This window comes from Mycolicibacterium septicum DSM 44393 (assembly GCF_000455325.1).
Classification (GTDB): domain Bacteria; phylum Actinomycetota; class Actinomycetes; order Mycobacteriales; family Mycobacteriaceae; genus Mycobacterium; species Mycobacterium septicum.
Genome location: NZ_HG322951.1, coordinates 2,322,169 through 2,344,073, shown reverse-complemented (window position 1 = coordinate 2,344,073; position 21,905 = coordinate 2,322,169). Strand labels below are relative to the sequence as shown.

Genomic DNA, 21,905 nt, shown 5'->3' with positions numbered 1-21,905 from the left:
CCTGTTCGGGCAGTGCGTCGGCGATCTCCAGATAAAAGTCCGCGGCGAGCGCATCGCCGATGTAGGTCTTGACCAACGCCTCCAGCCACGTGCTCGGCGTGGTCATCCGGTGATAGTTCTCCAACGCCGAGGCGTACTTCGTCATCGCGGGAACGACGTCAACTCCCCTGTGCTCCAACGCATCCCGCAACAGCTCGTAATGGCCCATCTCAGCGGCGGCCATGCTCGCCATGTTGATCCGGCCGCGCAGGTTCGGCGCCATACGCGCCTCTTCGGTGAGCCGGTAGAACGCGGCGACCTCGCCGTAGGCCAGCACCGCGAACAATTCGTTGACCCCGGGATGATCCGCCGTCACGCCCGAGTCGACCGGTTCGGCGATCTGGTCCGCGGCAGGCTGAGGCGAATTCATGAGGCCAACTCTTAGACGCCGTCGGGGCACCGTGATCTGCTGGCAAATGGGTCCAGATCCCGCGACCAGCTACAATGGCATCTGGTAACGGCTTCGAGCCGACTGTTTCAGCGCCCGAACCGCTACCAGGAAATGTGCGTGCACGCAGTTGGCCCGCCCTGTGGAGCTGGGCCCAACGGATCGGCAGCGCCGACGGATATGAACCGTATCCGGGCGAACCCGACCGTTTCACCGTCAAACTCGTGTGCGCTGGATGCCCATGAGGTTTGACAGTGAAAGGCCACCTCCTCCAACCATGACTCATGTAAATAAAACGTTTGCCGAGCTCGGCGTCCGCGACGAAATCGTCCGGGCCCTGCGTGAAACCGGTATCGAACACCCCTTTGCCATCCAAGAACTGACCCTCCCGCTGGCGCTGGCCGGCGACGATCTGATCGGTCAGGCCCGCACCGGTATGGGCAAGACCTACGCCTTCGGTGTCCCGCTGCTGCATCGCATCTCCACCGACGAAACCCGCCCGCTCAACGGCACCCCCCGGGCCCTGATCGTCGTGCCCACCCGTGAGCTCTGTATTCAGGTCTATGGCGACCTCGCCGGAGCAGCCAAGTACGTGACCACGGGCGACCGGAAATTCGCGGTGACCTCGATCTACGGCGGACGCCCGTACGAGCCCCAGATCGAAGCGCTGCGCAAGGGCGTCGACGTCGTCGTCGGCACCCCGGGCCGGCTGCTCGACCTGGCACAGCAGGGACACCTGCAGCTGGGCGGTCTCTCCGTGCTGGTGCTCGACGAGGCCGACGAGATGCTCGACCTCGGCTTCCTGCCCGACATCGAGCGCATCTTGCGGCTGACCCCCGACGACCGGCAGTCGATGCTGTTCTCGGCCACCATGCCCGACCCGATCATCACGCTGGCCCGCACGTTCATGAACCAGCCGACCCACATCCGGGCCGAGGCCCCGCACTCGGCGGCGACCCACGACACCACCGAGCAGTTCGCCTACCGGGCCCACGCCCTGGACAAGTCGGAGCTGGTCAGTCGCATCCTGCAGGCCGAGGGCCGCGGCGCCACGATGATCTTCACCCGCACCAAGCGCACCGCACAGAAGGTGTCGGACGAGCTCGCCGAGCGTGGGTTCAAGGTCGACGCCGTACACGGTGACCTGGGCCAGGGTGCCCGCGAGAAGGCCCTGAAGTCGTTCCGCACCGGCGCCGTCGACGTGCTGGTCGCGACGGATGTCGCGGCGCGCGGTATCGACATCGACGACGTCACGCACGTCATCAACTACCAGTGCCCCGAGGACGAGCAGGCCTACGTGCACCGCATCGGACGCACCGGCCGCGCCGGCAAGACCGGTGTCGCGATCACCCTCGTCGACTGGGACGAACTGGCCCGGTGGGAAACGATCGACAAGGCGCTGAGCCTGAATTGCCCCGATCCGGCAGAAACCTATTCCAGCTCACCGCACATCTACGAGGAGCTGGGCATCCCGAGCGATGCCACCGGCCGGATCGGCGAACCGCGCAAGGCCAAGCCCAAGCGCAGCCCCGACGAGAAGCGCATCTCCTCGACGGACGAGGATCGTCCGGCCAAGACCAGGACCCGCAGCCGCAGGCGTACCCGCGGCGGCGAGTCGGCCACCGGACATCCGGAGGGCACCACGGCTCCGGCGCAGGACAGCGCCGATTCCGCACCGGTGACCGAGTCGGAGGACACCGCGGGCGAAGCGTCGACCGCCGGACGTCGTCGTCGCCGGCGCCGTCCCCGGAAGACCGAGACCGCCACGGCCGGCTGACACCGGAAGGAAGACCTGACGGCACCAGTCCATGGTCAAACCCGAACGCCGCACCCGCGGCGACATGGCCGCCGCGGCGGCAATCGTCGCGATCGTCGCGCTGGCGGCGGGCCTGATCTGGTGGACCAGTGATGCACGGGCCACCATCAGCCGGCCCGCCGCATCACCGGTTCCGTACCTGACTCCCGCGCGCGAAGTGCCTGCCGGTCTGCAGGAGCTGTGGACCACCGCAAGCCCGAAGACCACCGAACCCGTCCTCGCCGGCGGATCGGTGGTGACCGGCGACGGATCCACCGTCGAAGGCCGCGACCCCGTCAGCGGAGCGGTGTTGTGGAGCTATGCCCGCGATCTCGAACTGTGCGGTGTCACGGCGGTGTACCAGTACGCCGTCGCGGTGTATCCGGATGTCCGTGGCTGCGGACAGGTCAGCACCGTCGACGGCAAAACCGGCACGCGCGGGCCGGCCCGCACCGCCTACGCCGACCCCGAGGTCCGGCTGTCCTCCGACGGCTCGACAGTCCTCTCTGCCGGGGACAGTCGCCTCGAGCTGTGGCGATCCGACATGGTCCGGATGCTGTCCTACGGCGCGCTGGACGCGCGCATCAAGCCCGACGTGCCGGCATCACCCGTGTGCCGCCAGTTGTCGGCGGCGGCGAGTTCCTCGGCGGTGTCGGTGCTGGAATCCTGCCCGAAGAGCAAGTTCATCCGGCTGACGCTGCTGCGCCCGGCCGACGAAGAAGACACCCCCGACGTGCGCTACGTCGAGTTGCAGGACATCACCGACGAATCCGGGGCCCAGGTGGTCGCGGTATCGGGCACCACCACCGCGGTGTACCTGCCCACCCCGAAGCCGATGGTGAACGTCATCGACGAAACCGGCAAGACGCTGGCCAGCCTGCCGCTGGCCAAACCGGCCGCGCCGCAGTCGACGACCACCCGTGCCGGGGACCTGATCAGCTGGTGGACCGGCGATTCGGTGCTGGTCTTCAGTACCACCGGGACGGCCGGCCTCCAGTACAAGTTCACCGTGACCCCATCCGGACCGCATTTCCCGGTCGGGCCTGCAACGGTGATGGCCGGGCAGCTCCTGGTTCCGGTCAACGACGGTTATGACGTCTTCGATCAGCAGACCGGCACCGGGCAGCGCCACATCGCACTGCCGCGCACGCCCAGTGTGTCGCCCGTGGTACCGGTCGTGGCCGGAGACACCGTGCTCGAACAGCGCGGCGCGCAGCTGGTGGCGCTGGGCCCCGCCTAAGACTCAGCGTGGCCCTGTCTCAGCCGATGTCGATGACAATGACGGTGGTGTTGTCACTGCCGCCGGCATCGTTGGCCACCTGAACCAACCGCCGCACCGCAACCTCGGGTTCGTCATCGATGGCGGCACCTGCGATGTCGGCGTCCTCGGCTCCCGCGAACAATCCGTCACTGCTGATCAGGAACCGGTCACCGGGACGGCAGTCGAGATCGAACAGATCGGGCCGGATGAAGGGGCCGATACCCAGCGCCCGGGTCAGCAGGTGACGATGCGGGTGGAAACGGGCCTCCTCCCGGGTGATCTCACCGGCCCGCACCAGCTCCCCCGAGACGCTGTGATCGTCGGTGAGCTGACACATCACCCCGTCGCGAATCCGGTTCAACGGCGAATCCCCGATGTTGACGGCCATCGGTCCGCCTTGCTCGTCGCCGAAAATCGCCACCACCGTGAGCGTGGCGCCCGAGCTGGTACCCGACGCGCTGACGTGTGCGAAGACCTGCTCGTTGGCCTGCTGCACCGCGCCGATGAGCCCGTCGCGGTCAGGTGCGGCGGCGAATCCGGCGGCCAGTACCTCGATCGCGATCCGGCTCGCGTGCTCGCCGGCGGGCCCGAAACCGTCGGCGACCGCGTACAGGATGCCGTCGGCGAGCAGTGAATCCTGGTTGCTCTCCCGTACCGGGCCCTGATCGGTGGCCGTCGCGGACCGTAACACCGAAGCCATCCAGACCGTCCTCTCGTCACTCCGGTGACCCCCTGCCACCGGAGAAGTGTGAGCTAGCAGCGCGCCGCGGGCCATCACGAGGGCCTCACGGCGGTGCGCATATTCATCATCGAGCGCCGTCCGCCAGGCAGCCAGTTGCTGCTCGGTGGGGTCCCGCAGGAATCCGGCGATCTCGGCGACCGGTATCTGGGCTCCACGGAGCAACCCCACCGTCCGGGCCTGAGCAATCTGGCCCCGCGAGTAGTACCGATATCCCGTGAGTTCATCGACTGCGGCCGGCACCAATGCCCCCGACGCCGCATACGAACGCAACATCTTCGCCGACAACCCGGTCCGGGCCGCGAACTCCCCGATGCTCAGCAGGTCTTCGTTCATGTTGTCAGCATCGGGTCTGCCCGTGGGGCAAGGTCAAGGGCGCCGCCCTAGACCACCTCAGGTGTGAAAGTCGGAAGCTTCTTGCCGGACTTCCAGTGCTTGAGCAGGGCCTGGGCCAGCTCGCGGTAGGCCAGCCCGCCCTTGCTCTTACGCCCGGCCAGCACCGAGGACCCCGAGGCGCTGGCCTCGGCGAACCGGACCGTGCGCGGAATCGGCGGGGCCAAGACCGGCAGCTCGTACCGGTCCGCGACGTCCAGCAGCACGTCCCGGCTGTGGGTGGTGCGGGAATCGTAGAGCGTCGGCAGCGCGCCCAGCAGCGCCAGCTCGGGATTGGTGATCTGCTGCACGTCGGTGATGGTGCGCAGGAACTGGCCGACACCGCGGTGCGCCAGGGTCTCGCACTGCAACGGCACGATTACCTCGTCCGCGGCGGTCAGTCCGTTGAGCGTCAGCACACCGAGCGACGGTGGACAGTCGATGATCACCACGTCGAAATCGGATGCGACCTTGGCCAGGGCCCGCTTGAGCGCATACTCGCGCCCGGCCCGCATCAACAGCATGGCCTCGGAGCCCGCCAGGTCGATGTTGGCCGGCAGCAGCGTCATCCCCTCGGCCGTCTCGACCAGGGCCGCCCCCGGCTCGACGTCGCCGAGCAATACCTCATGTACCGAAACTGGAAGTTTGTCCGGGTCGTGTCCCAATGAAAACGTCAGACAGCCTTGCGGATCCAGATCGACCAGCAGCACCCGCCGCCCCTGCTCGGACATCGCCGCACCCAGCGACGCCACCGTGGTCGTCTTGGCTACCCCACCCTTTTGATTGGCGACCGCTAATACTCGCGTCACACCTTCATCCAAGCACGCTCTCGGCGGCATTGCCGGAACGTGCGGCAGAATCGCCGTTGTGAGCGACCGCCTGCACCGCCTGATCCTGCTCCGCCACGGCGAGACCGAGTGGTCGGCGACCGGCAGGCACACCGGCCGCACCGAGCTGGAACTCACCGAGACCGGCCGCGAGCAGGCCGTACTGGCCCGCCCCGCACTTGCCGAACTGCAATTGACCGACCCGTTGGTGATCAGCAGCCCGCGGCGCCGCGCGCTGGCCACCGCCGAGCTGGCGGGCCTGCACGTCGACGAGGTCAACCCCGTGCTGTCCGAGTGGGATTACGGCGACTACGAGGGACTGACCACCCCGCAGATCCGTCAGACCGTGCCCGATTGGCTGGTGTGGACGCACGGCTGCCCCGGCGGGGAGAGCGTCGCGCAGGTCGGTGAGCGTGCCGATCGGGCCGTGGCGATGGCGCTCGAGCACGTACCCCACCGGGATGTGGTGTTCGTCGGGCACGGACATTTCTCCCGCGCGATGTTGACCCGCTGGGTGGAACTGCCGGTGGCCGAAGGCATCCGGGTATCGATGGTGCCCGCTTCTCTCGCGGTGTGCGGTTTCGAGCACGGTGTACGCCAGATCACCGCGCTGGGCCTGACCGGTCACCCCAACCCGTGCCTGTCGCAGTGAATCCGTCGTTCGTGCTGGCCGGTCCCTCCGGCGCCGTCCTCGCCGAAGGTGTGCGCGCCGGATTCGCCGACATCGCCGACGCCCAGGAGGCGCTACGTGCCGGAACACCAATTGTGCTGGGCGCGTTGCCGTTCGACCTGACGTCACCCGCTGCCCTCTACGAACCCGAGACGGTTCGGTTCACCGAGGCACTGCCGGACTGGCACGCGAGCCCGCCTCCGGCCGTGGTGGATCGCGAAACCCTGCCGCCCGGTCCGGTGCACCGCGGACGGGTGGCCGAGGCGATCCGTCAATTGCGCGACCCGGGGATCCCGATCGACAAGGTGGTGCTGGCCCGCGCGCTGCGGCTGACCGCGGACGCCCCGTGGGACGTGCGAAGCGTGCTGCGCAGGCTGGCCGACGCCGATCCTGCCGCCACCGTCTACCTGGCGGATCTGTCCGCGGCCGGCGGCGCCCATGCCGGCACCGCCCTGGTGGGTGCGAGTCCCGAGCTGTTGGTGGCGCGCGAGGGCGAGAAGGTGATCTGCCGGCCGTTCGCCGGGTCGGCACCGCGATCGGCCGATCCGCAGATCGATGCGGCCAACGCGGCCGCGCTCGCCGCATCGGCCAAGAACCGCCATGAGCATCAGCTGGTGGTCGACGTCCTGCGCCAAGCTCTCGATCCGTTGTGCGTGGATCTGCAGATCACCGAAGAACCCGAGCTGCACGGCACCGACGCACTGTGGCACCTGAGCACCCCGGTGGTGGGGACGTTACGCGAAAAGCGAACCACGGCAATCGATCTGGCACTCGCACTGCATCCCACTCCCGCGGTCGGCGGGGTTCCGGCCGACCGCGCCGCGGCCCTGATCGGCGAACTGGAGGGCGATCGCGGGTTCTACGCCGGCGCCGTCGGCTGGTGCGACAGCCGAGGAGACGGACGCTGGGTGGTCTCGATCCGCTGCGCGGTTCTGTCCGCAGACCGATACACGGCACTGGCGAGTGCCGGCGGCGGTATCGTCGCCGAATCCGATCCAGACGACGAGGTCGACGAGACCACCACGAAATTCCGAACCATCCTGACTGGACTAGGGGCGACATGAGCGAGTTGATCCGCCGGGCGCGACCCGGCGACGAGGTCGAGATCACTGCGATGATTCGCGAACTAGCCGAGTTCGAACGGGCCGCCGACGAATGCACGGTGACCGAAAAGCAGATGCACACAGCGCTTTTCGGTGACCGCCCGGTGGCCTATGCGCACATGGTGGAGATCGACCGGCAGGTTGCCGCGACCGCGGTGTGGTTCCTGAACTTCTCCACCTGGGACGGCGTCGCCGGGCTCTACCTGGAAGACCTGTACGTGCGTCCGGCATTCCGGCGTCGCGGGCTGGCCCGGAAACTGTTGTCCACGTTGGCCGGTGAATGCATCGAGCAGGGTTACACCCGGATGACCTGGGCGGTACTGAACTGGAATGTCAACGCCATCGCGCTGTACGACGCCGTCGGCGGTAAGCCGCAGACCGAGTGGACCACCTACCGGGTATCGGAACCCGAGCTTTCGACGCTGGCCGCCGAACGCGGCGATTAACCGCGCCGGGTGATCCAGTCCACCGAGGACGGGCTGAACAGCAGACCCAGCGTCACCAGGGCGAGCAATCCGACCAGGACGCCGTACACGACGTGGTGCGAGGTGATCACGTACCAGGCCACGGGCAGCAACAGCAGGTTGGTCAGTACCGCTATCCCCCGGCCCCAGCGCCGAGCGGTGATCAGCGCCCAACCGCCTGCGAGCACCCCGGCACCGATCAGTACGAACCAGATCGCGGTGCCGTAACCACTGACGATGTGCTGGTCGGCACCGGCGACCGCGCGCACCAGGAGCACGACCGCCATGATCAGCGCGGCGATCCCTTCGGCGGCGGTCAGAAATCCTGCGTACCGGATGGAGGGAGGCTGGATCACGACTGCCGCTCCGCGAGGTAGCGCACCGCGTACTCGTATCCGGCCGGACCCGCTCCGGCGATCACGACCTGCGCGACGGCCGACACATACGAGTGGTGCCGGAACGGCTCCCTGGTGTGGATGTTGCTCAGGTGCACCTCCACGACCGGCAGTTCGGCGGCACTGAGCGCGTCGCGGATCGCCACCGAGGTGTGGCTGTAGGCCGCGGGATTGATGATGATGCCCGCGCAGTCACCGCGGGCCGCCTGGATCGCGTCGACGAGCACGCCCTCGTGGTTGCTCTGCACCGCGCGGACCTCGAAGCCGAACCCGGCGGCCACCTCGGCCACCCGCTGCTCGATCTGAGCCAAGGTGGTGGACCCGTAGATTTCGGGCTGCCGGGTGCCGAGCATGTTGAGATTCGGTCCGTTGACGAGCAACAGACAAGGCTTCACAGGGCGTTCGGTCACCTCCGTACGGTACCGGCGCAGGGGTCCCCGCAGGCAAGACGCACGCCTGCCACACTGACCGCGTGTCGAGCGTCAACCTCTGCCCGTGCGGTACCGGCCGCGCCTACACCGACTGCTGCGGGCCGCTGCACGCCGGCGCCCGCCCGGCCCCGACGGCCGTCGCACTGATGCGGTCACGGTTCAGCGCCTTCGCCGTCGGCGACGTCGACTATCTGCTGACGTCATGGCATCCCGACACCCGGCCGGCCGATCTGACCCTCGACGAGACCATCACGTGGCGGCGGTTACAGATCGTCGACACCGACGCGGGCGATGAGGCCGACGCCACCGGCGTGGTCGAGTTCCGCGCCCAATACGTCCACGGCGGCAGCAGGCACATCCTTCATGAACGCAGCCGTTTCGAGCGGGTGAAGGGTGAGTGGCGCTACGTGGACGGGGAGATCTACGAATAACGGCGGGACACCTCGCCCGGTTAGGCTCATGCCCCGTGCGTGCCGTGCTGATCGTCAACCCGAACGCCACCTCGACCACCCCGGCGGGTCGTGACCTGCTCGCCCATGCGCTGGAAAGCCGGGTGACGCTGACCGTCGAACACACCAACCACCGAGGTCACGCCATCGAGATCGCCAGTGACGCCGCCCGAGACGGGGTGGATGTGCTGATCGTGCACGGCGGCGACGGCACGGTCAACGAGGTGGTCAACGGCGTGCTCGGGGACTGCGGAACCCGCCCCGATGCCGCCCTGGCCCCCGCGGTGGCCGTCGTCCCGGGAGGTTCGGCCAACGTCTTCGCCCGGGCGCTGGGCATCAGCCCCGATCCCATCGAGGCCACCAACCAACTCGTCGACCTGCTCGGCGGCTATCGGATGGGACGTCCGTGGCGCCGGATCGGCCTGATGGACTGCGGCGAGCGCTGGGGAGTGTTCACTGCGGGCATGGGCGTGGACGGTGACGTGGTGGCGGCCGTCGAGGCCCAGCGCGAGAAGGGCCGCAAGGTCACCGCATCGCGCTACATCCGGGTGGCCATCCGCGAGTTCCTGGCCAGCGCGCGCAAGGAACCGACCCTGACGCTGCAGCTGCCGGGCGCCGACCCGGTCGGCGGGGTGCACTTCGCGTTCGTGTCGAACTCCAGTCCGTGGACGTATGCGAACAGCCGCCCGGTGTGGACGAATCCCGATACGACGTTCGACACCGGCCTGGGTGTATTCGCCACCACGAGCATGAACGTCTGGGCGAATCTGCGACTGGTCCGGCAGATGGTGGCACGCAATCCGCGCCTGGAGGCCAAGCACCTGATCCGTGAGGACAACGTCTCGTCGGTCACCGTGACGAGTAACACGCCTGCCGCGTGCCAGATTGACGGAGATTACATCGGCGAGCGCGAAACCATGACGTTCACGTCGGTCCCCGAGGCGCTGAGCGTCGTCGCACCGACGAAGAAAACTGATTGACCTGCGCAAACACACCGCTTAAGGTGGAATTAGGGCGCAGCTAGATCGGAAGTGTAGTACACAGGAGTGAGGGCCTGGGACACCGACCCCGCCAGTGACTTTGCCCACGTGTTAACTCAATGCTATTGACATCTGTTCAGCCTGTGAAAGCATCAATGCAACAGTGCAGAAACATTCGTGTGCACGCGTTAACAGCCGAAGAAAATCTAGTGCGCTTCGCCGCGCACGCATGACATGTCTAACGAGGAGTTTGATCATTATGGATTGGCGCCACAAGGCCGTCTGTCGCGACGAAGATCCGGAGCTGTTCTTCCCCGTGGGAAACAGTGGCCCGGCGCTCGCTCAGATCGCTGACGCGAAGCTGGTGTGCAACCGTTGCCCCGTAACCACTGAGTGCCTCACCTGGGCCTTGGACTCCGGCCAGGACGCCGGCGTGTGGGGCGGGATGAGCGAGGACGAGCGTCGTGCGCTCAAGCGTCGCAACGCCCGCACCAAGGCCCGCACCGGAGTCTGACCTTCGGTCCAGATCCCGACGCAAGCTATGGCCCCGACGAATGTCGGGGCCATAGCTTATTTTTGTGACAATTTCCGTAGCAAATTGCGTAATTGTCGTCACATTTCGTATTGACGCAACTGCGTAATTGCTTCAGTGGTACTGACGTCCCACTGTGGAGGTCCTGTGAACCTCACCGACCGGCCTCACTGAATCCCGCGACCGCGCCGCCCGATGGGCACCCGAAGCACCACATCGGTTCCTCCCGAGTCGACGTCGTGCATCCCCAGCGAGCCGTCCAATTCCGCGGTCACCAGCGTGCGGACGATCTGCAGACCCAACCGGTCGGACTTCTCCAGACTGAACCCGTCGGGCATTCCCCGCCCGTCGTCGTGCACCACGACATCGAGCCAGCGGGCCGACCGCTCGGACCGGATCGTCACGCATCCCTGCGGCGTATTCGCGTCGAAGGCATGCTCGATGGCGTTCTGCACCAATTCGGTGATCACCATGATCAGCGCAGTCGCGCGATCGGCGTCGAGCACACCGAGGGCACCGTCGCGGTTGATCCGGATCGGGGTGTCCACCGAGGCGACATCGTTCATGATCGGCAGGATCCGGTCGATCACCTCGTCGAGGTTGACCTCCTCGTCGACCGACATCGACAACGCGTCGTGCACCAGCGCGATCGAGGACACCCGCCGCACCGATTCGATGAGTGCCTCGCGGGCCTCCAGATTGTTGGTCCGGCGCGCCTGCAGGCGCAGCAGGGCCGCCACGGTCTGCAGATTGTTCTTCACCCGGTGATGGATCTCCCGGATGGTGGCGTCCTTGCTCAGCAACGCGCGATCGCGGCGTTTGACCTCGGTGACGTCGCGGATCAGGACAGCAGCACCGACCGCGTCGCCGTGCACGACCAGCGGCAGCGTCCGCAGCAACACGGCCGCACCACCGGCGTCGACCTCCATCCGCATGCTGGAACCGCCGGCCAGTGAGTCACGCACGTGGTTGGCCAGTTCCTGGGCCTCGAACGGGTCGGAGATCAACGGACGGGTGACGGTCACCAGATTGTGCCCGTCGAGTTCGGAGGCCAGCCCCATCCGGTGATAGGCCGAAATGGCGTTGGGGCTGGCGAACACCACGTCGCCGACCCCGTCGAGGCGGATGAACCCGTCGCCCACCCGCGGACTGGACCGCGACATGGCCAGGTCGCCGACATTGGGGAAGGTGCCCTCGGACAGCATGTGCAGCAGGTCGCTCGCACAGTCCAGGTAGGCGCCCTCCAGCGGGCTGGCCATCCGCCGGGTGGCCAGCGCGGTCTGGTGGGTCAGCACCGCCACCACGTGATCGCGGTGCCGCACCGGCACCGCTTCCACGTTCAGGCCGGGCAGATCGGGCGAATGTCGTTGCGTACCACCGTTTCCCCGCCCGATCGCCCCGGACTCGAAAGCCGTGGTGACGACGGGGAGGTCTGCGGCCGCCGCCAGCGTGCCGACCGAGTCGGCCAGCAATACGGTGGGGGCGGTGTTGGGGCGCACCTGCGCGACGCACACCAGGACGCCATCGTCGCGACGCACCCACATCAGGTAGTCGGCGAACGAAAGGTCGGCCAACAGCTGCCACTCCCCGACCACCGCATGCAGGTGGTCCACCGCGCTGCCGGGCAGCACGGTGTGCTCGGCGAGCAGGTCACCGAGGGTGGACATCAGCCGTCTCGCAGGTCAGTCGATCACCGCGATGAGATCGCCGGCCTGGATCACGTCACCCTCGGCGACGTTGACCTTGGTCACAGTGCCCGCGACCTCGGCGAGGACCGGGATCTCCATCTTCATCGACTCGAGCAGCACCAGGGTGTCCCCCGCACCGATCTGATCGCCCTCGTGAACCACGACCTCGAGCACACTGGCCACGATTTCGGCGCGAACGTCCTCGGCCATCTTCACCCCACTTCACTACGGCTGCTAACCCGACTACTTGTGCGGCCTATATCGAACCACAACCCCGGGTGGTCAGCGCCGCCCCCGGGTCATGAGACACTAGGGAGCAAGCTCTTACACCATCTGGAGGATCATCATGGCGAAGCGTGGCCGCAAGAAGCGGGACCGCAAGCACTCGAAGGCGAACCACGGCAAGCGCCCCAACGCCGGTTCGAAGTCAGTGCGCTAGCCACTCAGGCTGACTGTGACCGCCCGACTCCCTTAGGAGATCGGGCGGTTTGTCGTCTGGCCACCAGGGGCTACGCGCCCCGTCAGCCCCGGATGATCGTGGTCTGGCTGATCTGGATGCGCAGCCGCTCCCGCAGCCCGTCAGGGGCCTTCTCACCGCTGCACTTGGACGCGATCAGCCGCTTCACCCGCTCCTCCACCCCGTAATGACGGAGGCAGGCCGGGCATTCTTCGAGGTGATGCTTGAGCTTGTCGCGGCTTTCCGCTGTGCATTCACCGTCGAGCAGCGTCCATACCTCGGCGATCACCGCGGCACAGTCCGGGTGCTCGGGATCAACGGGACCGACCGGCGGGGTCCAGCGTTCGTCCTCATCGTGCTTCTCGCTCATGACGACACCTCCTCCGGCGCACCAACCTGCTGACCTCGGATGAAGCCGCGATCCCTGGCCACGTCCGCCAGTAGTTCGCGCAGCTGCTTGCGGCCGCGGTGCAGTCGGGACATCACGGTCCCGATGGGAGTATCCATGATCTCGGCGATCTCCTTGTAGGGGAAACCCTCGACGTCGGCGTAGTACACCGCCATCCGGAATTCCTCGGGCAATGCCTGCAGCGCCGCCTTGATCTCGGTGTCGGGCAGCGCCTCGAGTGCCTCGACCTCCGCCGATCGCAGACCGGTCGACGAGTGCTCGGCATTGGCTGCCAGCTGCCAGTCGGTGATCTCGTCGGTCGGGTACTCAGCGGGCTGGCGCTGCTTCTTGCGGTAGCTGTTGATGTAGGTGTTGGTCAGGATGCGGTACAGCCATGCCTTGAGGTTGGTGCCCTCGCGGAATGACCGGAAGCCGGCGTAGGCCTTGACCATGGTTTCCTGCAGCAGGTCCTCGGCGTCGGCGGGGTTGCGGGTCATCCGCAGGGCGCCGCCATAGAGCTGGTCCAGCAGCGGGATGGCATCGCGTTCGAACCGAGCGGTCAGCTCGGCATCCGTTTCGGCAGTCGGCTGCGGCGTGTCAGGCTCAGCCTGCTCGACGTCAGTCATCGTGGGAAACACCTTCCCTTCTGTCACGGCGCCACCAAGAGCTCCGGAATACCACTGGGTATCCGGCGACCGTTCCAGGCATACGGTTGGCACCAGAATCCTCCTTACAGATCCTAGAGCGTGCTACGGACAAGTAGCGCTGAGCAGGTGTCGAGAGCAATAACAGCATGCGGGGGCCATGATGTTCCCGGCTACGCTGAGCGCCGTGGCACGTGCAGCGACACCCGCGATCGCCGCTCTGGTGGCGGCAGGCATCGACCACGAAGTGGTGGCCTACCAGCACGACCCCCGCAACGAGTCGTTCGGCGACGAGGCCGTGGCCCAGTTGGCGGCCGACGGCATCAGCGCAGAGCAGGTGTTCAAGACGCTCGTCATCGCACTGCCCAAAGGGTTGGCGGTGGCGGTCCTGCCCGTGCCCCGCAAGCTGTCCCTCAAGGCAGCGGCGGCCGCATTGGGCGTTCCGAAGGCAGAAATGGCAGACCCGGTCGCCGCTCAGCGGTCCACGAGGTACGTCGTGGGCGGGATCTCCCCGCTGGGCCAGCGCAAGCGCCTGCCGACCGTCGTCGACACGTCGGCGCTGGCCTTCGACAAGGTGCTCTGCAGCGCCGGCAAACGCGGCCTGGACGTCGCGCTGTCACCCGAGGACCTGATCCGCGCGACATCGGCGGTGACGGCCGATATCGGCGTTCCCGCCTGAACCGGGAGACCGCGGCATCGGCATGTCGCAATCGGAAACCTGTCGGTGTGCCGATCAGTGATTTACACCACGGCTCCGGCCGGATTGCATGGACCCGACGAGGAAGGCGGGTGCACATGACGATCAGCGTGGCCGAACGGGCGGAACTGGCCGCCGCGGTCTCCGAGTTGTTGCACGGCGAATGCACAGAGCAGGACGTGCGCCGGGTGATCGGCACCGACGACGGGTTCGACCGCGATCTGTGGCGCAAGCTCGCCGCCCAGGGCGTCACCGGTCTGCTGGTCGAGAGCGAGTACGGCGGGGTCGGTCTCGGCGCCCTCGAGCTCGAGGCCGTCGCCGAGGCGACCGGGGCGGCGCTGCTGCCGGCACCGTTCCTGTCCAGCGCGGTCCTGGCATCGGCACTGATCGAGGCGGCGGGCACCGACGCCGACAAGCAGCGCCTGCTACCCGGGCTGGTCGAAGGAACATCGGTCGGGACCGTCGCGGTGACCGGCGCCCGCGGCACCTGGGCGCGGGAGGGCGTCGCGGTACGCGCCGCGGCCGCGGATGCCCCGGGGGACGCCGGCCACACGCTGACCGGCAATGCGCACTACGTCATCCACGGTCAGGTGGCCGACGTGATCCTGGTGGTGGCCCGCACCAACGGAGACTTCGGCGTCTTTCAGATCGCACCCGATGCCGAGGGCTTCGAGCGCTCAGCCGCAACGGTTTTCGATCCGACCGTCCCCCTGTCGACATACACGTTCGACGGCACCCCGGCCCGCCGGATCGGCACCGCCGGATGGGACGCGGTGCAGCAGGCCCTCGACCTCGCGGTGATCGCGCTGGCCGGCGAACAGGTAGGCGGGGCACGGCGGATCTTCGACATCACCGTGGACTACCTCAAGACCCGGATCCAGTTCGGCCGCCCCATCGGCAGCTTCCAGGCCCTCAAGCACATGGCGGCCGACCTGCTGGTGCAGGTGGAGTCGGCCACCTCGGCCGCCCAGCACGCCGCGGCCGAGCAGGCGTCCGGTAGCGAAAAGTCCGGCGGCGCAACCGCTCTGGCCGGATTCGCGTGCGCGGAGGCCTACCACACCACGGCCCTGTCGGCGATCCAGATGCACGGCGGTATCGCCTTCACCTGGGAGCACCCGGCACACCTGTTCCTGCGCCGCGCCCGCACCGGCCTTCAACTGCTCGGCGGCTCGGCGCTGCATCGCGAGCGATACCTCTCGGCGAAAGGCGCCTGACGATGACCGCCAACGACCTGCCCAGCGCCGATCAACTGCGCACCGAGGTACGCGACTGGCTCGCCCAGAACTGGTCCGGGCTACCGAAATCCACCGATCCGTGGGTCAGCTCCCCCGAGCGGGTGGCCTGGCTGCAGAAGGTGCTCGACGCGGGCTACGCCGTGCCGACATACCCCACCGAGTGGTTCGGCCGCGAATACCCGAACGCGCTGGCGGCGGTGATCGAGCGAGAGTTCCGGGCAGTCAAGGCCCCCGGGGCGCGCCAGGACAAATACAGCATCCCGGCCAACACCGCGCTCAAGTTCGGCACCGACAGACTCAAGAACGACCTGGTGCGTGACTTCCTCACCGAACGGATCCGCACCTGCCTGCTCTACAGCGAGCCAGGCGCCGGATCGGACCTCGCGGCGGTGCGCACCACCGCGGTCCGCGACGGTGACGAGTGGGTGGTCAACGGCCAGAAGGTGTGGACATCGGGTGCCACCACGTCGGAGTACGCGCTGCTGATCGCCCGCACCGACTGGGACGTACCCAAGCACAAAGGCTTGAGCTTCTTCATGATTCCGATGCGTCAGCCCGGCATCGATGTCCGTCCGCTGGTTCAGATCACCGGCGAATCGCACTTCAACGAGGTGTTCATCACCGACGCGCGAGTGTCCGATGCCTATCTCCTGGGCGGCGAGGGCAACGGATGGCGGGTGCTGCAGACCGCGCTGGCCTACGAGCGGTCCATCATGGGCGACGGCGGACGCGGCTCGCGCAACCGGACCCGGGCCGACGACCTCATCGGCCTGGCCCGCGAGCACGGCCGCCTGGAGGATCCGGCTGTCCGCAAGGAACTGGCGAACGTGCTGGCGTTGCGTGAACTCAACTCCCTCAACAACGCCCGCGCCAAAGCCGCAGCGGCACAAGGTACATCCAGCTCGATCATGTCGCTGGGCAAGCTGGCGATGTCGAACATCCTGCATGCGGAGGCCCGGCTCAAGACCGAGATCATCGGTGCGGAAGCACTTTTGGCGGGCCCCGACAACCCCGAAGCCGACGACATCAACTTCCTGACCCTCAACGCGTTCTTCACGTCGATCGGCGGCGGCACCGACCAGATCCAGCGCAACATCATCGGCGAGCGGGTCCTCGGACTGGCCAAGGAACCCGAGGTCGATCGCGACATCCCGTTCCGCCAGGCCCGCCGGAGCTGACACCGATGGCCAATCCGGACGGCTACGACCCACCATTGGCCGAGGTTCGCATCCTCGACCTGTCGCGCGGCCCGATGACGGCGGTGGGACGCCTGCTGGCCGACCTCGGCGCCGCGGTGACCCAGGTGCACCTGCCGGGCGTCACCGACGAACCCGCAGGCCCCATCGCCGAGGGCGCCGGAGTCGATCCCGAATCGGTGGGCATCGCGATCAACCGACACGGCGTGGACACCGTCGTGGTCGATCTGTCGACCCCCGACGACCAACGCCGATGGGTGCAACTGCTGGCCGGGGCCGACATCCTCATCGAGGACACCCGGCCCGGCTCGGATGCCGAAAGAGCCCTGGCGGCGCGCAACATTCACGCTGAACACCCGGGCCTGGTGATCCTGTCGATCAGCGATTTCGGCCGGGACACCAGCTACCGCGGCTGGCACGCCACCACCCCGGTGCTGCACGCACTCACCAGTGAGCTGTCCCGTTCGGGCATCCCGGGACGCGAGCCCCTGGTGCCGCCCGCCGCGCAACTGCCCTATCACGTGGCGGCGGCGCAGGCCGCGGTGATGACCACGAGCGTGTACCTGGACCGATTGCGCACCGGTGAAGGCGATTTCATCGACTTCTCGATCCTCGACGGGGCCATGCAGACACTTGATCCTCCGTACGGGACGGCAGGCACGGCCTCGGCCGGTGTGGCATTGAGCGCGCAGAGACGCGACTGGAACGCCGAACGCCTCCGGTACCCGATCATCGCGTGCAAGGACGGGCACGTGCGGATCTGCCTGCTGGCAAAACGCCAGTGGCACGGCATGTTCGAGTGGATGGGCCGCCCCGTTCAGTTCGCCGATCCGTCGTTCGACCGGCTGCGGGTGCGGTTCAGCTCGCCGGAGCTGATGTCTGAGATCGGGCGGTTCTGCGCCGGCCAGACCCGGGCCGAGCTGGAGGTCGCCGGCCAGCGGCACGGGGTGCCGACGGCGGCGGTGCTGACCCTGGCCGAAACCCTTGGTACCGAACAGGTCAAGAGCCGCGGGTACTTCCACGAGGTCGACCTGTCCCCCGGAATCTCTGCACCGGTGCCTGCGGGCGTCGTCGAGATCGACGGGCACCGGGCCAACCCGATCAACGTGTCCGACCACCCAGGTCCCGGCCATCCGCGCCGCATCGATGTCGCGCCGCTGCTCGGCGGTCGCCGACGCCGCGACGAGGGCCTTCCGCTGGAGGGTGTGCGGGTGCTGGACCTCGGCGTGATCGTCGTCGGGTCCGACACCGGACGACTGTTCGGCGACCTCGGCGCCGACGTCATCAAGATCGAGAACTCGGCGTTCCCGGACGGCCTGCGCGGCAACCCGAACTCGATGTCGCAGACCTACGCCGCCGGCCACCGCAACAAGCGCTCGATCGGCATCGACCTGCGGACACCGCAGGGCCGGGCACTGGCGCACAGGCTGGTCGCCCAGTCCGATGTCGTGCTGACCAACTTCAAACCGGGCGTGGCCGAGACGCTGGGAATGGACTACCGGAGCTTGCGAGAGGTGAATCCGGGCATCGTGGTGGTCGACAGTTCGGCGTTCGGGCCCACCGGGCCGTGGGCGAAGCGGATGGGTTACGGCCCGCTGGTGCGTGCGGCCGCGGGGTTCACGGACCTGTGGGTCTACCCCGGCGAACCGGAATCGTTCTGCGACACGGTCACCGTCTACCCCGATCACGTGGCCGCCCGGATCGGTGCACTGGGCGCGCTGGCTGTGCTGCTGCGTCGCGAGCGCACGGGTGCAGGCGGCTCGGTCAGCGTCGCGCAATCGGAGGTGATGCTCAGCCACCTGGCCGGCGAGATCGCGGCCGAGGTCCTGGTGCGGCGCGGGCACGAGGCCTCGACCCGCCCGGTCCACGATGCGCCGTGTGGCCTGTTCCCGGCCGCCGGCGAGGACCGGTGGCTCGCCGTGACGGTGCGCGACGACGCCGACTGGCGCGCGCTGTGCGAGGTGATCGACCGTCCGGATCTGGGCGCCGACGCGCAGCTCGCGACCCGAACCGGACGGGATACCCACCGCAGCCGCGTCGACGAGGCCGTGCGCGCCTGGACGTCACAGCGCCCGCCGATCGAGGCGATGGATCTGCTGCAGGCGGCCGGTGTTCCGGCCGGCGCCGCGCTGCGTGCGGCCGAGGTCGCCGACTGGGACTACTACGTGCAGCGCCGCGCCTTCCGCGAGGAACTGCACCCGCACGCCGACGAGCCGTTCACGATGGAGAACGTGCAGATCCATTCGGATCGCATCGCTGATCCGCCGCTGCTGCAGGCCCCGCTGCTCGGCGAGCAGACCCGCGAGATCGCCGCCGAATTGCTCGGTATGGACGACGCTGCGATCGACGAACTGATCGCCGCGGGGGTCCTCGAAGTTCCACAGACCGTGCAAGCGGCGGGACGCTGATCACGCGTCTCGTACGATTCGTGGATCACACCCCGTCGAATACCGCCCTCGCACAGCCGGAAATGACCGCATGGACTTCACCAGACTCTCCTACTTCGTGGCGGTCGCCGAGGAACTGCACTTCAAGCGCGCCGCCGACCGGCTGATGATCACCCCGCCGCCGCTGAGCAAGCAGATCAAGCTGCTGGAGAAGGAACTCGGCGGGCAACTCTTCGAGCGCAACTACCACGAGGTCCGCCTGACGCCGCTGGGTGCGAAACTGCTCGGTCCCGCCCGCGAGATCCTGCGCCAGGTGGACGAATTGAAGGCGACCGCCGTCCGGCTCACCGAGGGAGCCGCGACGATCCGGGTGGGGGCGACCGCCTACGCACCATCGGATTTCGTGGCACAGGTCGAGACCGCCGTCGCAGGCCTGTCAGTGCCGACCGAATTCAGCGTGCCCGGCTCGGCCGCGGAGGTGACGGCCAAGCTGGTGTCCGGTCACCTCGACCTCGGCCTGATCCACCTGCCCACCTCCGACAAGCGGCTGCAGTACCGCGTGGTGGCCACCTTCCAGGGCGCGGTGGCGGTGCGTTTCGACGATCCGCTGGCCGCCAAGGATCTGGTGTCGATCGAGGAGCTGCGTGATCGTGACGTCGTGATCGACTTCGCCCGGCCCAATCCCGTCATGCTGGCCGGGCTGACCCGTGCGCTCAACGCTCGTGGGGTGACGCGCATCGTGCGCACCACCAACCAGTTCGGCGGCGAGCTGGAGATGGCCGCCCAGGTGTCCAACCGGCGCCTCGTCGCGCTGGTGCCCTACGCACCCGAATCGCTGATCGGCAAGATCTTCTCCCCGCCGGATTTCACGCTGGTGCCCATCGACGAGAGCACCTGGTCACCGGCCCGGATCGCATTGGCCTGGGTGCCCGATCGGCTGAAGGACCCGGCGGAGATCGAGGCGATAGTGGCTGAATTGGCGGTGGTATTGACGCGCGCGCGGGCGCAGTAATGTGGTCCCGGTGATGCCGATGATGGTGGGGGCAAGTGTGGTCTCGAGCGTCGCCGCACTGGCGGCCCTGCTCGGCACGTCGGCACCCGCACCGCAGATCCGTCTCGTCGACGACACCGTCCCGATGACCCAAGGGGACGGCTCACTGGCCGACGGGCAGGTCCTGACCCCGTTCGACGTGCAGAATCCGGCGATCGGCCGGCTGGATCCACGGCTGCTGGCCGCCATCCAGAACGCCGCCAATGCCGCGGCCGCCGACGGCGTGACCATGACGATCAACTCGGGGTGGCGATCGGCCGAATTCCAGCAGTCGCTGCTCGACCAGGGGGTGCAGACGTACGGCAGCCTCGCGGCCGCACGCCAGTACGTCCAGACGCCGACCGCGTCCCGGCATGTGACCGGTGAGGCTGTCGACGTCGGCGGTCCGCAGGCCGATCACTGGTTGATCGCCAACGGTGCGCGCTTCGGGCTGTGCCAGATCTATGCCAACGAGCTGTGGCACTTCGAACTCGTCGCCGACCCGGCGGGCAACTGTCCCCCGCTGCAGCCCAACGCCGCGGGCTGACCTATTCGGTGACCGGCACCATATCGGCGCCGCACGTGCACTTGTAGCTGCTTTCCGGGCCTTCGCAATGGCACTCGGTCTCGACGCGGATCCGGCACCCACACCCCTGGTGAGCGCAGGTCAGCACCGTCCCTGCCGGGACAACGCTCATGACTCCTCCAATTTGTCTGCGGCCGGCGGGCTGGTCCCATCGTCCTCGCTTTCCATGCGGTGAACCCGCGAAATCAATACAAATCGGTCGCATATCGTGTGTCTATGACTCTGTCCGGGAAGACCATGTTCATCTCCGGCGCCAGCCGCGGTATCGGCCTGGCCATCGCCAAGAAGGCCGCTGCCGATGGCGCCAACATCGCGCTGGTTGCCAAGACGGCCGAGCCCCATCCCAAGCTCGAAGGCACCGTCTACACCGCGGCCAAGGAGATCGAGGAGGCCGGCGGGCAGGCCCTGCCGATCGTCGGTGACGTCCGCGACGGTGACTCGGTGGCAGCCGCGGTCGCCAAGGCCGTCGAGCAGTTCGGCGGCATCGACCTCTGCGTCAACAACGCCTCGGCCATCAACCTCGGCTCTATCGAGGAAGTCCCGCTCAAGCGCTTCGACCTGATGAACGGCATCCAGATCCGCGGCACCTACGCGGTGTCGCAGGCCTGCATCCCGCACATGAAGGGCCGCGAGAACCCACACATCCTCACGCTGTCCCCGCCGATCCGGCTGGAGTCCGAGTGGCTCAAGCCGACCGCCTACATGATGGCGAAGTTCGGAATGACGTTGTGTGCGTTGGGTATCGCCGAGGAGATGCGTGAGGCCGGCATCGCTTCGAACACGCTGTGGCCGCGAACCCTGGTGGCCACCGCAGCGGTGCAGAACCTGCTCGGCGGCGACGAGGCGATGGGCCGGGCCCGCAAGCCCGACGTCTACGCCGACGCCGCCTACACGGTGTTCAACAAGCCGGCGCGGGAGTACACCGGGCAGAGCCTGCTGTGTGAGGACGTGCTGCTCGACAACGGCGTTACCGATCTGTCGGTGTACGACTGCGTGCCCGGATCGGACCTCGGTGTGGACCTGTGGGTGGACACCCCCAACCCGCCGGGATACGTCCAGTCGTAGCCGGGCGCGGCGACTTCAGCGACAACCTGAAAAACGTTGCTGGCGTGCGAGTTCACGACTACAATCGAACATATGTTCGAATCATTC

The 21,905-nt window shown here is 67.5% G+C and carries 26 protein-coding genes; 16 read left to right on the top strand and 10 right to left on the bottom strand.

Annotated elements, in window-relative coordinates; genetic code table 11:
- A partial coding sequence (locus TX88_RS33810; protein ID WP_044516774.1) for a ferritin-like fold-containing protein occupies positions 1-409 on the bottom strand: 409 nt, incomplete at its 3' end.
- A 295-nt stretch (positions 410-704) separates the two neighbouring features.
- Here TX88_RS33810 and TX88_RS11125 point away from each other — a divergent pair.
- A complete protein-coding gene (locus TX88_RS11125; protein ID WP_044516772.1) occupies positions 705-2,204 on the top strand; it encodes a DEAD/DEAH box helicase in 1,500 nt (499 codons plus the stop codon).
- Between the two features lie 31 nt (positions 2,205-2,235).
- The gene (locus TX88_RS11120) at positions 2,236-3,462 is read left to right on the top strand and encodes an Rv3212 family protein (RefSeq protein WP_044516770.1); all 1,227 of its coding nucleotides are present in this window, start codon (positions 2,236-2,238) and stop codon (positions 3,460-3,462) included.
- A gap of 19 nt (positions 3,463-3,481) precedes the next feature.
- Here the strand turns inward: TX88_RS11120 and TX88_RS11115 are convergent, their stop codons facing one another.
- Entirely contained in the window at positions 3,482-4,558 is a 1,077-nt protein-coding gene (locus tag TX88_RS11115) for a MerR family transcriptional regulator (RefSeq protein WP_084621868.1), read from the bottom strand.
- Positions 4,559-4,605: 47 nt separating this feature from the next.
- Positions 4,606-5,433, bottom strand: a complete 828-nt coding sequence (locus TX88_RS11110) for a ParA family protein (protein WP_044516768.1) — start codon at positions 5,431-5,433, stop codon at positions 4,606-4,608.
- A 28-nt stretch (positions 5,434-5,461) separates the two neighbouring features.
- Between TX88_RS11110 and TX88_RS11105 the strand changes: the two genes are divergently transcribed.
- The 3 genes from TX88_RS11105 to TX88_RS11095 are packed head-to-tail and all read left to right on the top strand — an operon-like array spanning position 5,462 to position 7,640.
- A complete protein-coding gene (locus TX88_RS11105; protein WP_044516766.1) occupies positions 5,462-6,073 on the top strand; it encodes an acid phosphatase in 612 nt (203 codons plus the stop codon).
- Positions 6,058-7,155 (top strand): isochorismate synthase, encoded by a 1,098-nt coding sequence (locus tag TX88_RS11100; protein ID WP_167333293.1) that lies wholly within the window; start codon positions 6,058-6,060, stop codon positions 7,153-7,155. Before TX88_RS11105 ends, TX88_RS11100 begins: the two co-directional genes overlap by 16 nt.
- Positions 7,152-7,640 (top strand): GNAT family N-acetyltransferase, encoded by a 489-nt coding sequence (locus TX88_RS11095; RefSeq protein WP_044516761.1) that lies wholly within the window; start codon positions 7,152-7,154, stop codon positions 7,638-7,640. Before TX88_RS11100 ends, TX88_RS11095 begins: the two co-directional genes overlap by 4 nt.
- Here the strand turns inward: TX88_RS11095 and TX88_RS11090 are convergent.
- Both TX88_RS11090 and aroQ read right to left on the bottom strand, forming a co-directional pair.
- A complete protein-coding gene (locus tag TX88_RS11090) occupies positions 7,637-8,014 on the bottom strand; it encodes a hypothetical protein (protein ID WP_162563120.1) in 378 nt (125 codons plus the stop codon). The two genes, TX88_RS11095 and TX88_RS11090, sit on opposite strands and share 4 nt — an antisense overlap.
- A complete protein-coding gene (gene aroQ / locus TX88_RS11085) occupies positions 8,011-8,463 on the bottom strand; it encodes a type II 3-dehydroquinate dehydratase (protein WP_044516759.1) in 453 nt (150 codons plus the stop codon). Before aroQ ends, TX88_RS11090 begins: the two co-directional genes overlap by 4 nt.
- Before the next feature lie 62 nt (positions 8,464-8,525).
- On the opposite strand from aroQ, the gene TX88_RS11080 reads away from it, so the two are divergent.
- The 3 genes from TX88_RS11080 to whiB1 all read left to right on the top strand — a co-directional run bounded on the left by TX88_RS11080 (position 8,526) and on the right by whiB1 (position 10,427).
- On the top strand, positions 8,526-8,915 hold the full coding sequence (locus tag TX88_RS11080; RefSeq protein WP_044516757.1) for a YchJ family protein: 390 nt from the start codon (positions 8,526-8,528) through the stop codon (positions 8,913-8,915).
- Between the two features lie 35 nt (positions 8,916-8,950).
- Positions 8,951-9,913: a diacylglycerol/lipid kinase family protein gene (locus TX88_RS11075; protein ID WP_044516755.1), complete on the top strand. Its 963-nt coding sequence runs from the start codon at positions 8,951-8,953 to the stop codon at positions 9,911-9,913.
- A gap of 259 nt (positions 9,914-10,172) precedes the next feature.
- Positions 10,173-10,427: a transcriptional regulator WhiB1 gene (gene whiB1 / locus TX88_RS11070; protein WP_003882795.1), complete on the top strand. Its 255-nt coding sequence runs from the start codon at positions 10,173-10,175 to the stop codon at positions 10,425-10,427.
- Positions 10,428-10,612: 185 nt separating this feature from the next.
- Here the strand turns inward: whiB1 and TX88_RS11065 are convergent, their stop codons facing one another.
- Positions 10,613-12,112, bottom strand: a complete 1,500-nt coding sequence (locus TX88_RS11065) for a two-component system sensor histidine kinase PdtaS (RefSeq protein WP_044516751.1) — start codon at positions 12,110-12,112, stop codon at positions 10,613-10,615.
- Between the two features lie 15 nt (positions 12,113-12,127).
- Positions 12,128-12,343, bottom strand: coding sequence for a biotin/lipoyl-binding carrier protein (locus TX88_RS11060; protein WP_003882798.1), 216 nt, complete (start codon positions 12,341-12,343; stop codon positions 12,128-12,130).
- Between the two features lie 136 nt (positions 12,344-12,479).
- Between TX88_RS11060 and TX88_RS35715 the strand changes: the two genes are divergently transcribed.
- Positions 12,480-12,572 carry a 50S ribosomal protein bL37 gene (locus tag TX88_RS35715; protein ID WP_003882799.1) on the top strand — a complete coding sequence of 31 codons (93 nt, stop codon included), beginning with the start codon at positions 12,480-12,482 and terminating at the stop codon, positions 12,570-12,572.
- 82 nt (positions 12,573-12,654) lie between these two features.
- Here the strand turns inward: TX88_RS35715 and rsrA are convergent, their stop codons facing one another.
- Positions 12,655-12,960: a mycothiol system anti-sigma-R factor gene (gene rsrA / locus TX88_RS11055; RefSeq protein ID WP_044516750.1), complete on the bottom strand. Its 306-nt coding sequence runs from the start codon at positions 12,958-12,960 to the stop codon at positions 12,655-12,657.
- A complete protein-coding gene (locus TX88_RS11050; protein ID WP_044516748.1) occupies positions 12,957-13,604 on the bottom strand; it encodes a sigma-70 family RNA polymerase sigma factor in 648 nt (215 codons plus the stop codon). Before TX88_RS11050 ends, rsrA begins: the two co-directional genes overlap by 4 nt.
- A gap of 205 nt (positions 13,605-13,809) precedes the next feature.
- Here TX88_RS11050 and TX88_RS11045 point away from each other — a divergent pair, with 205 nt between their 5' ends.
- The 6 genes from TX88_RS11045 (at position 13,810) to TX88_RS11020 (ending at position 20,714) form a co-directional block, all read left to right on the top strand.
- Complete coding sequence (locus TX88_RS11045) at positions 13,810-14,301, top strand: aminoacyl-tRNA deacylase (RefSeq protein ID WP_110918049.1); 492 nt, start codon at positions 13,810-13,812, stop codon at positions 14,299-14,301.
- A gap of 116 nt (positions 14,302-14,417) precedes the next feature.
- On the top strand, positions 14,418-15,533 hold the full coding sequence (locus TX88_RS11040) for an acyl-CoA dehydrogenase family protein (RefSeq protein ID WP_044516745.1): 1,116 nt from the start codon (positions 14,418-14,420) through the stop codon (positions 15,531-15,533).
- Positions 15,534-15,535: 2 nt separating this feature from the next.
- On the top strand, positions 15,536-16,732 hold the full coding sequence (locus TX88_RS11035; protein ID WP_044516743.1) for an acyl-CoA dehydrogenase family protein: 1,197 nt from the start codon (positions 15,536-15,538) through the stop codon (positions 16,730-16,732).
- A gap of 5 nt (positions 16,733-16,737) precedes the next feature.
- Positions 16,738-19,158 (top strand): CaiB/BaiF CoA-transferase family protein, encoded by a 2,421-nt coding sequence (locus TX88_RS11030; protein WP_044516741.1) that lies wholly within the window; start codon positions 16,738-16,740, stop codon positions 19,156-19,158.
- Positions 19,159-19,228: 70 nt separating this feature from the next.
- Positions 19,229-20,149, top strand: a complete 921-nt coding sequence (locus tag TX88_RS11025) for a LysR family transcriptional regulator (RefSeq protein ID WP_044516739.1) — start codon at positions 19,229-19,231, stop codon at positions 20,147-20,149.
- 19 nt (positions 20,150-20,168) lie between these two features.
- Entirely contained in the window at positions 20,169-20,714 is a 546-nt protein-coding gene (locus TX88_RS11020; protein WP_044519303.1) for a M15 family metallopeptidase, read from the top strand.
- A gap of 1 nt (position 20,715) precedes the next feature.
- Here TX88_RS11020 and mymT read toward each other — a convergent pair whose 3' ends face one another.
- Positions 20,716-20,865: a copper-binding metallothionein MymT gene (gene mymT / locus TX88_RS35050; protein WP_084621866.1), complete on the bottom strand. Its 150-nt coding sequence runs from the start codon at positions 20,863-20,865 to the stop codon at positions 20,716-20,718.
- Positions 20,866-20,969: 104 nt separating this feature from the next.
- On the opposite strand from mymT, the gene TX88_RS11015 reads away from it, so the two are divergent.
- Positions 20,970-21,818, top strand: a complete 849-nt coding sequence (locus TX88_RS11015) for an SDR family oxidoreductase (RefSeq protein WP_044516737.1) — start codon at positions 20,970-20,972, stop codon at positions 21,816-21,818.
- Positions 21,819-21,905 lie beyond the last annotated feature (87 nt).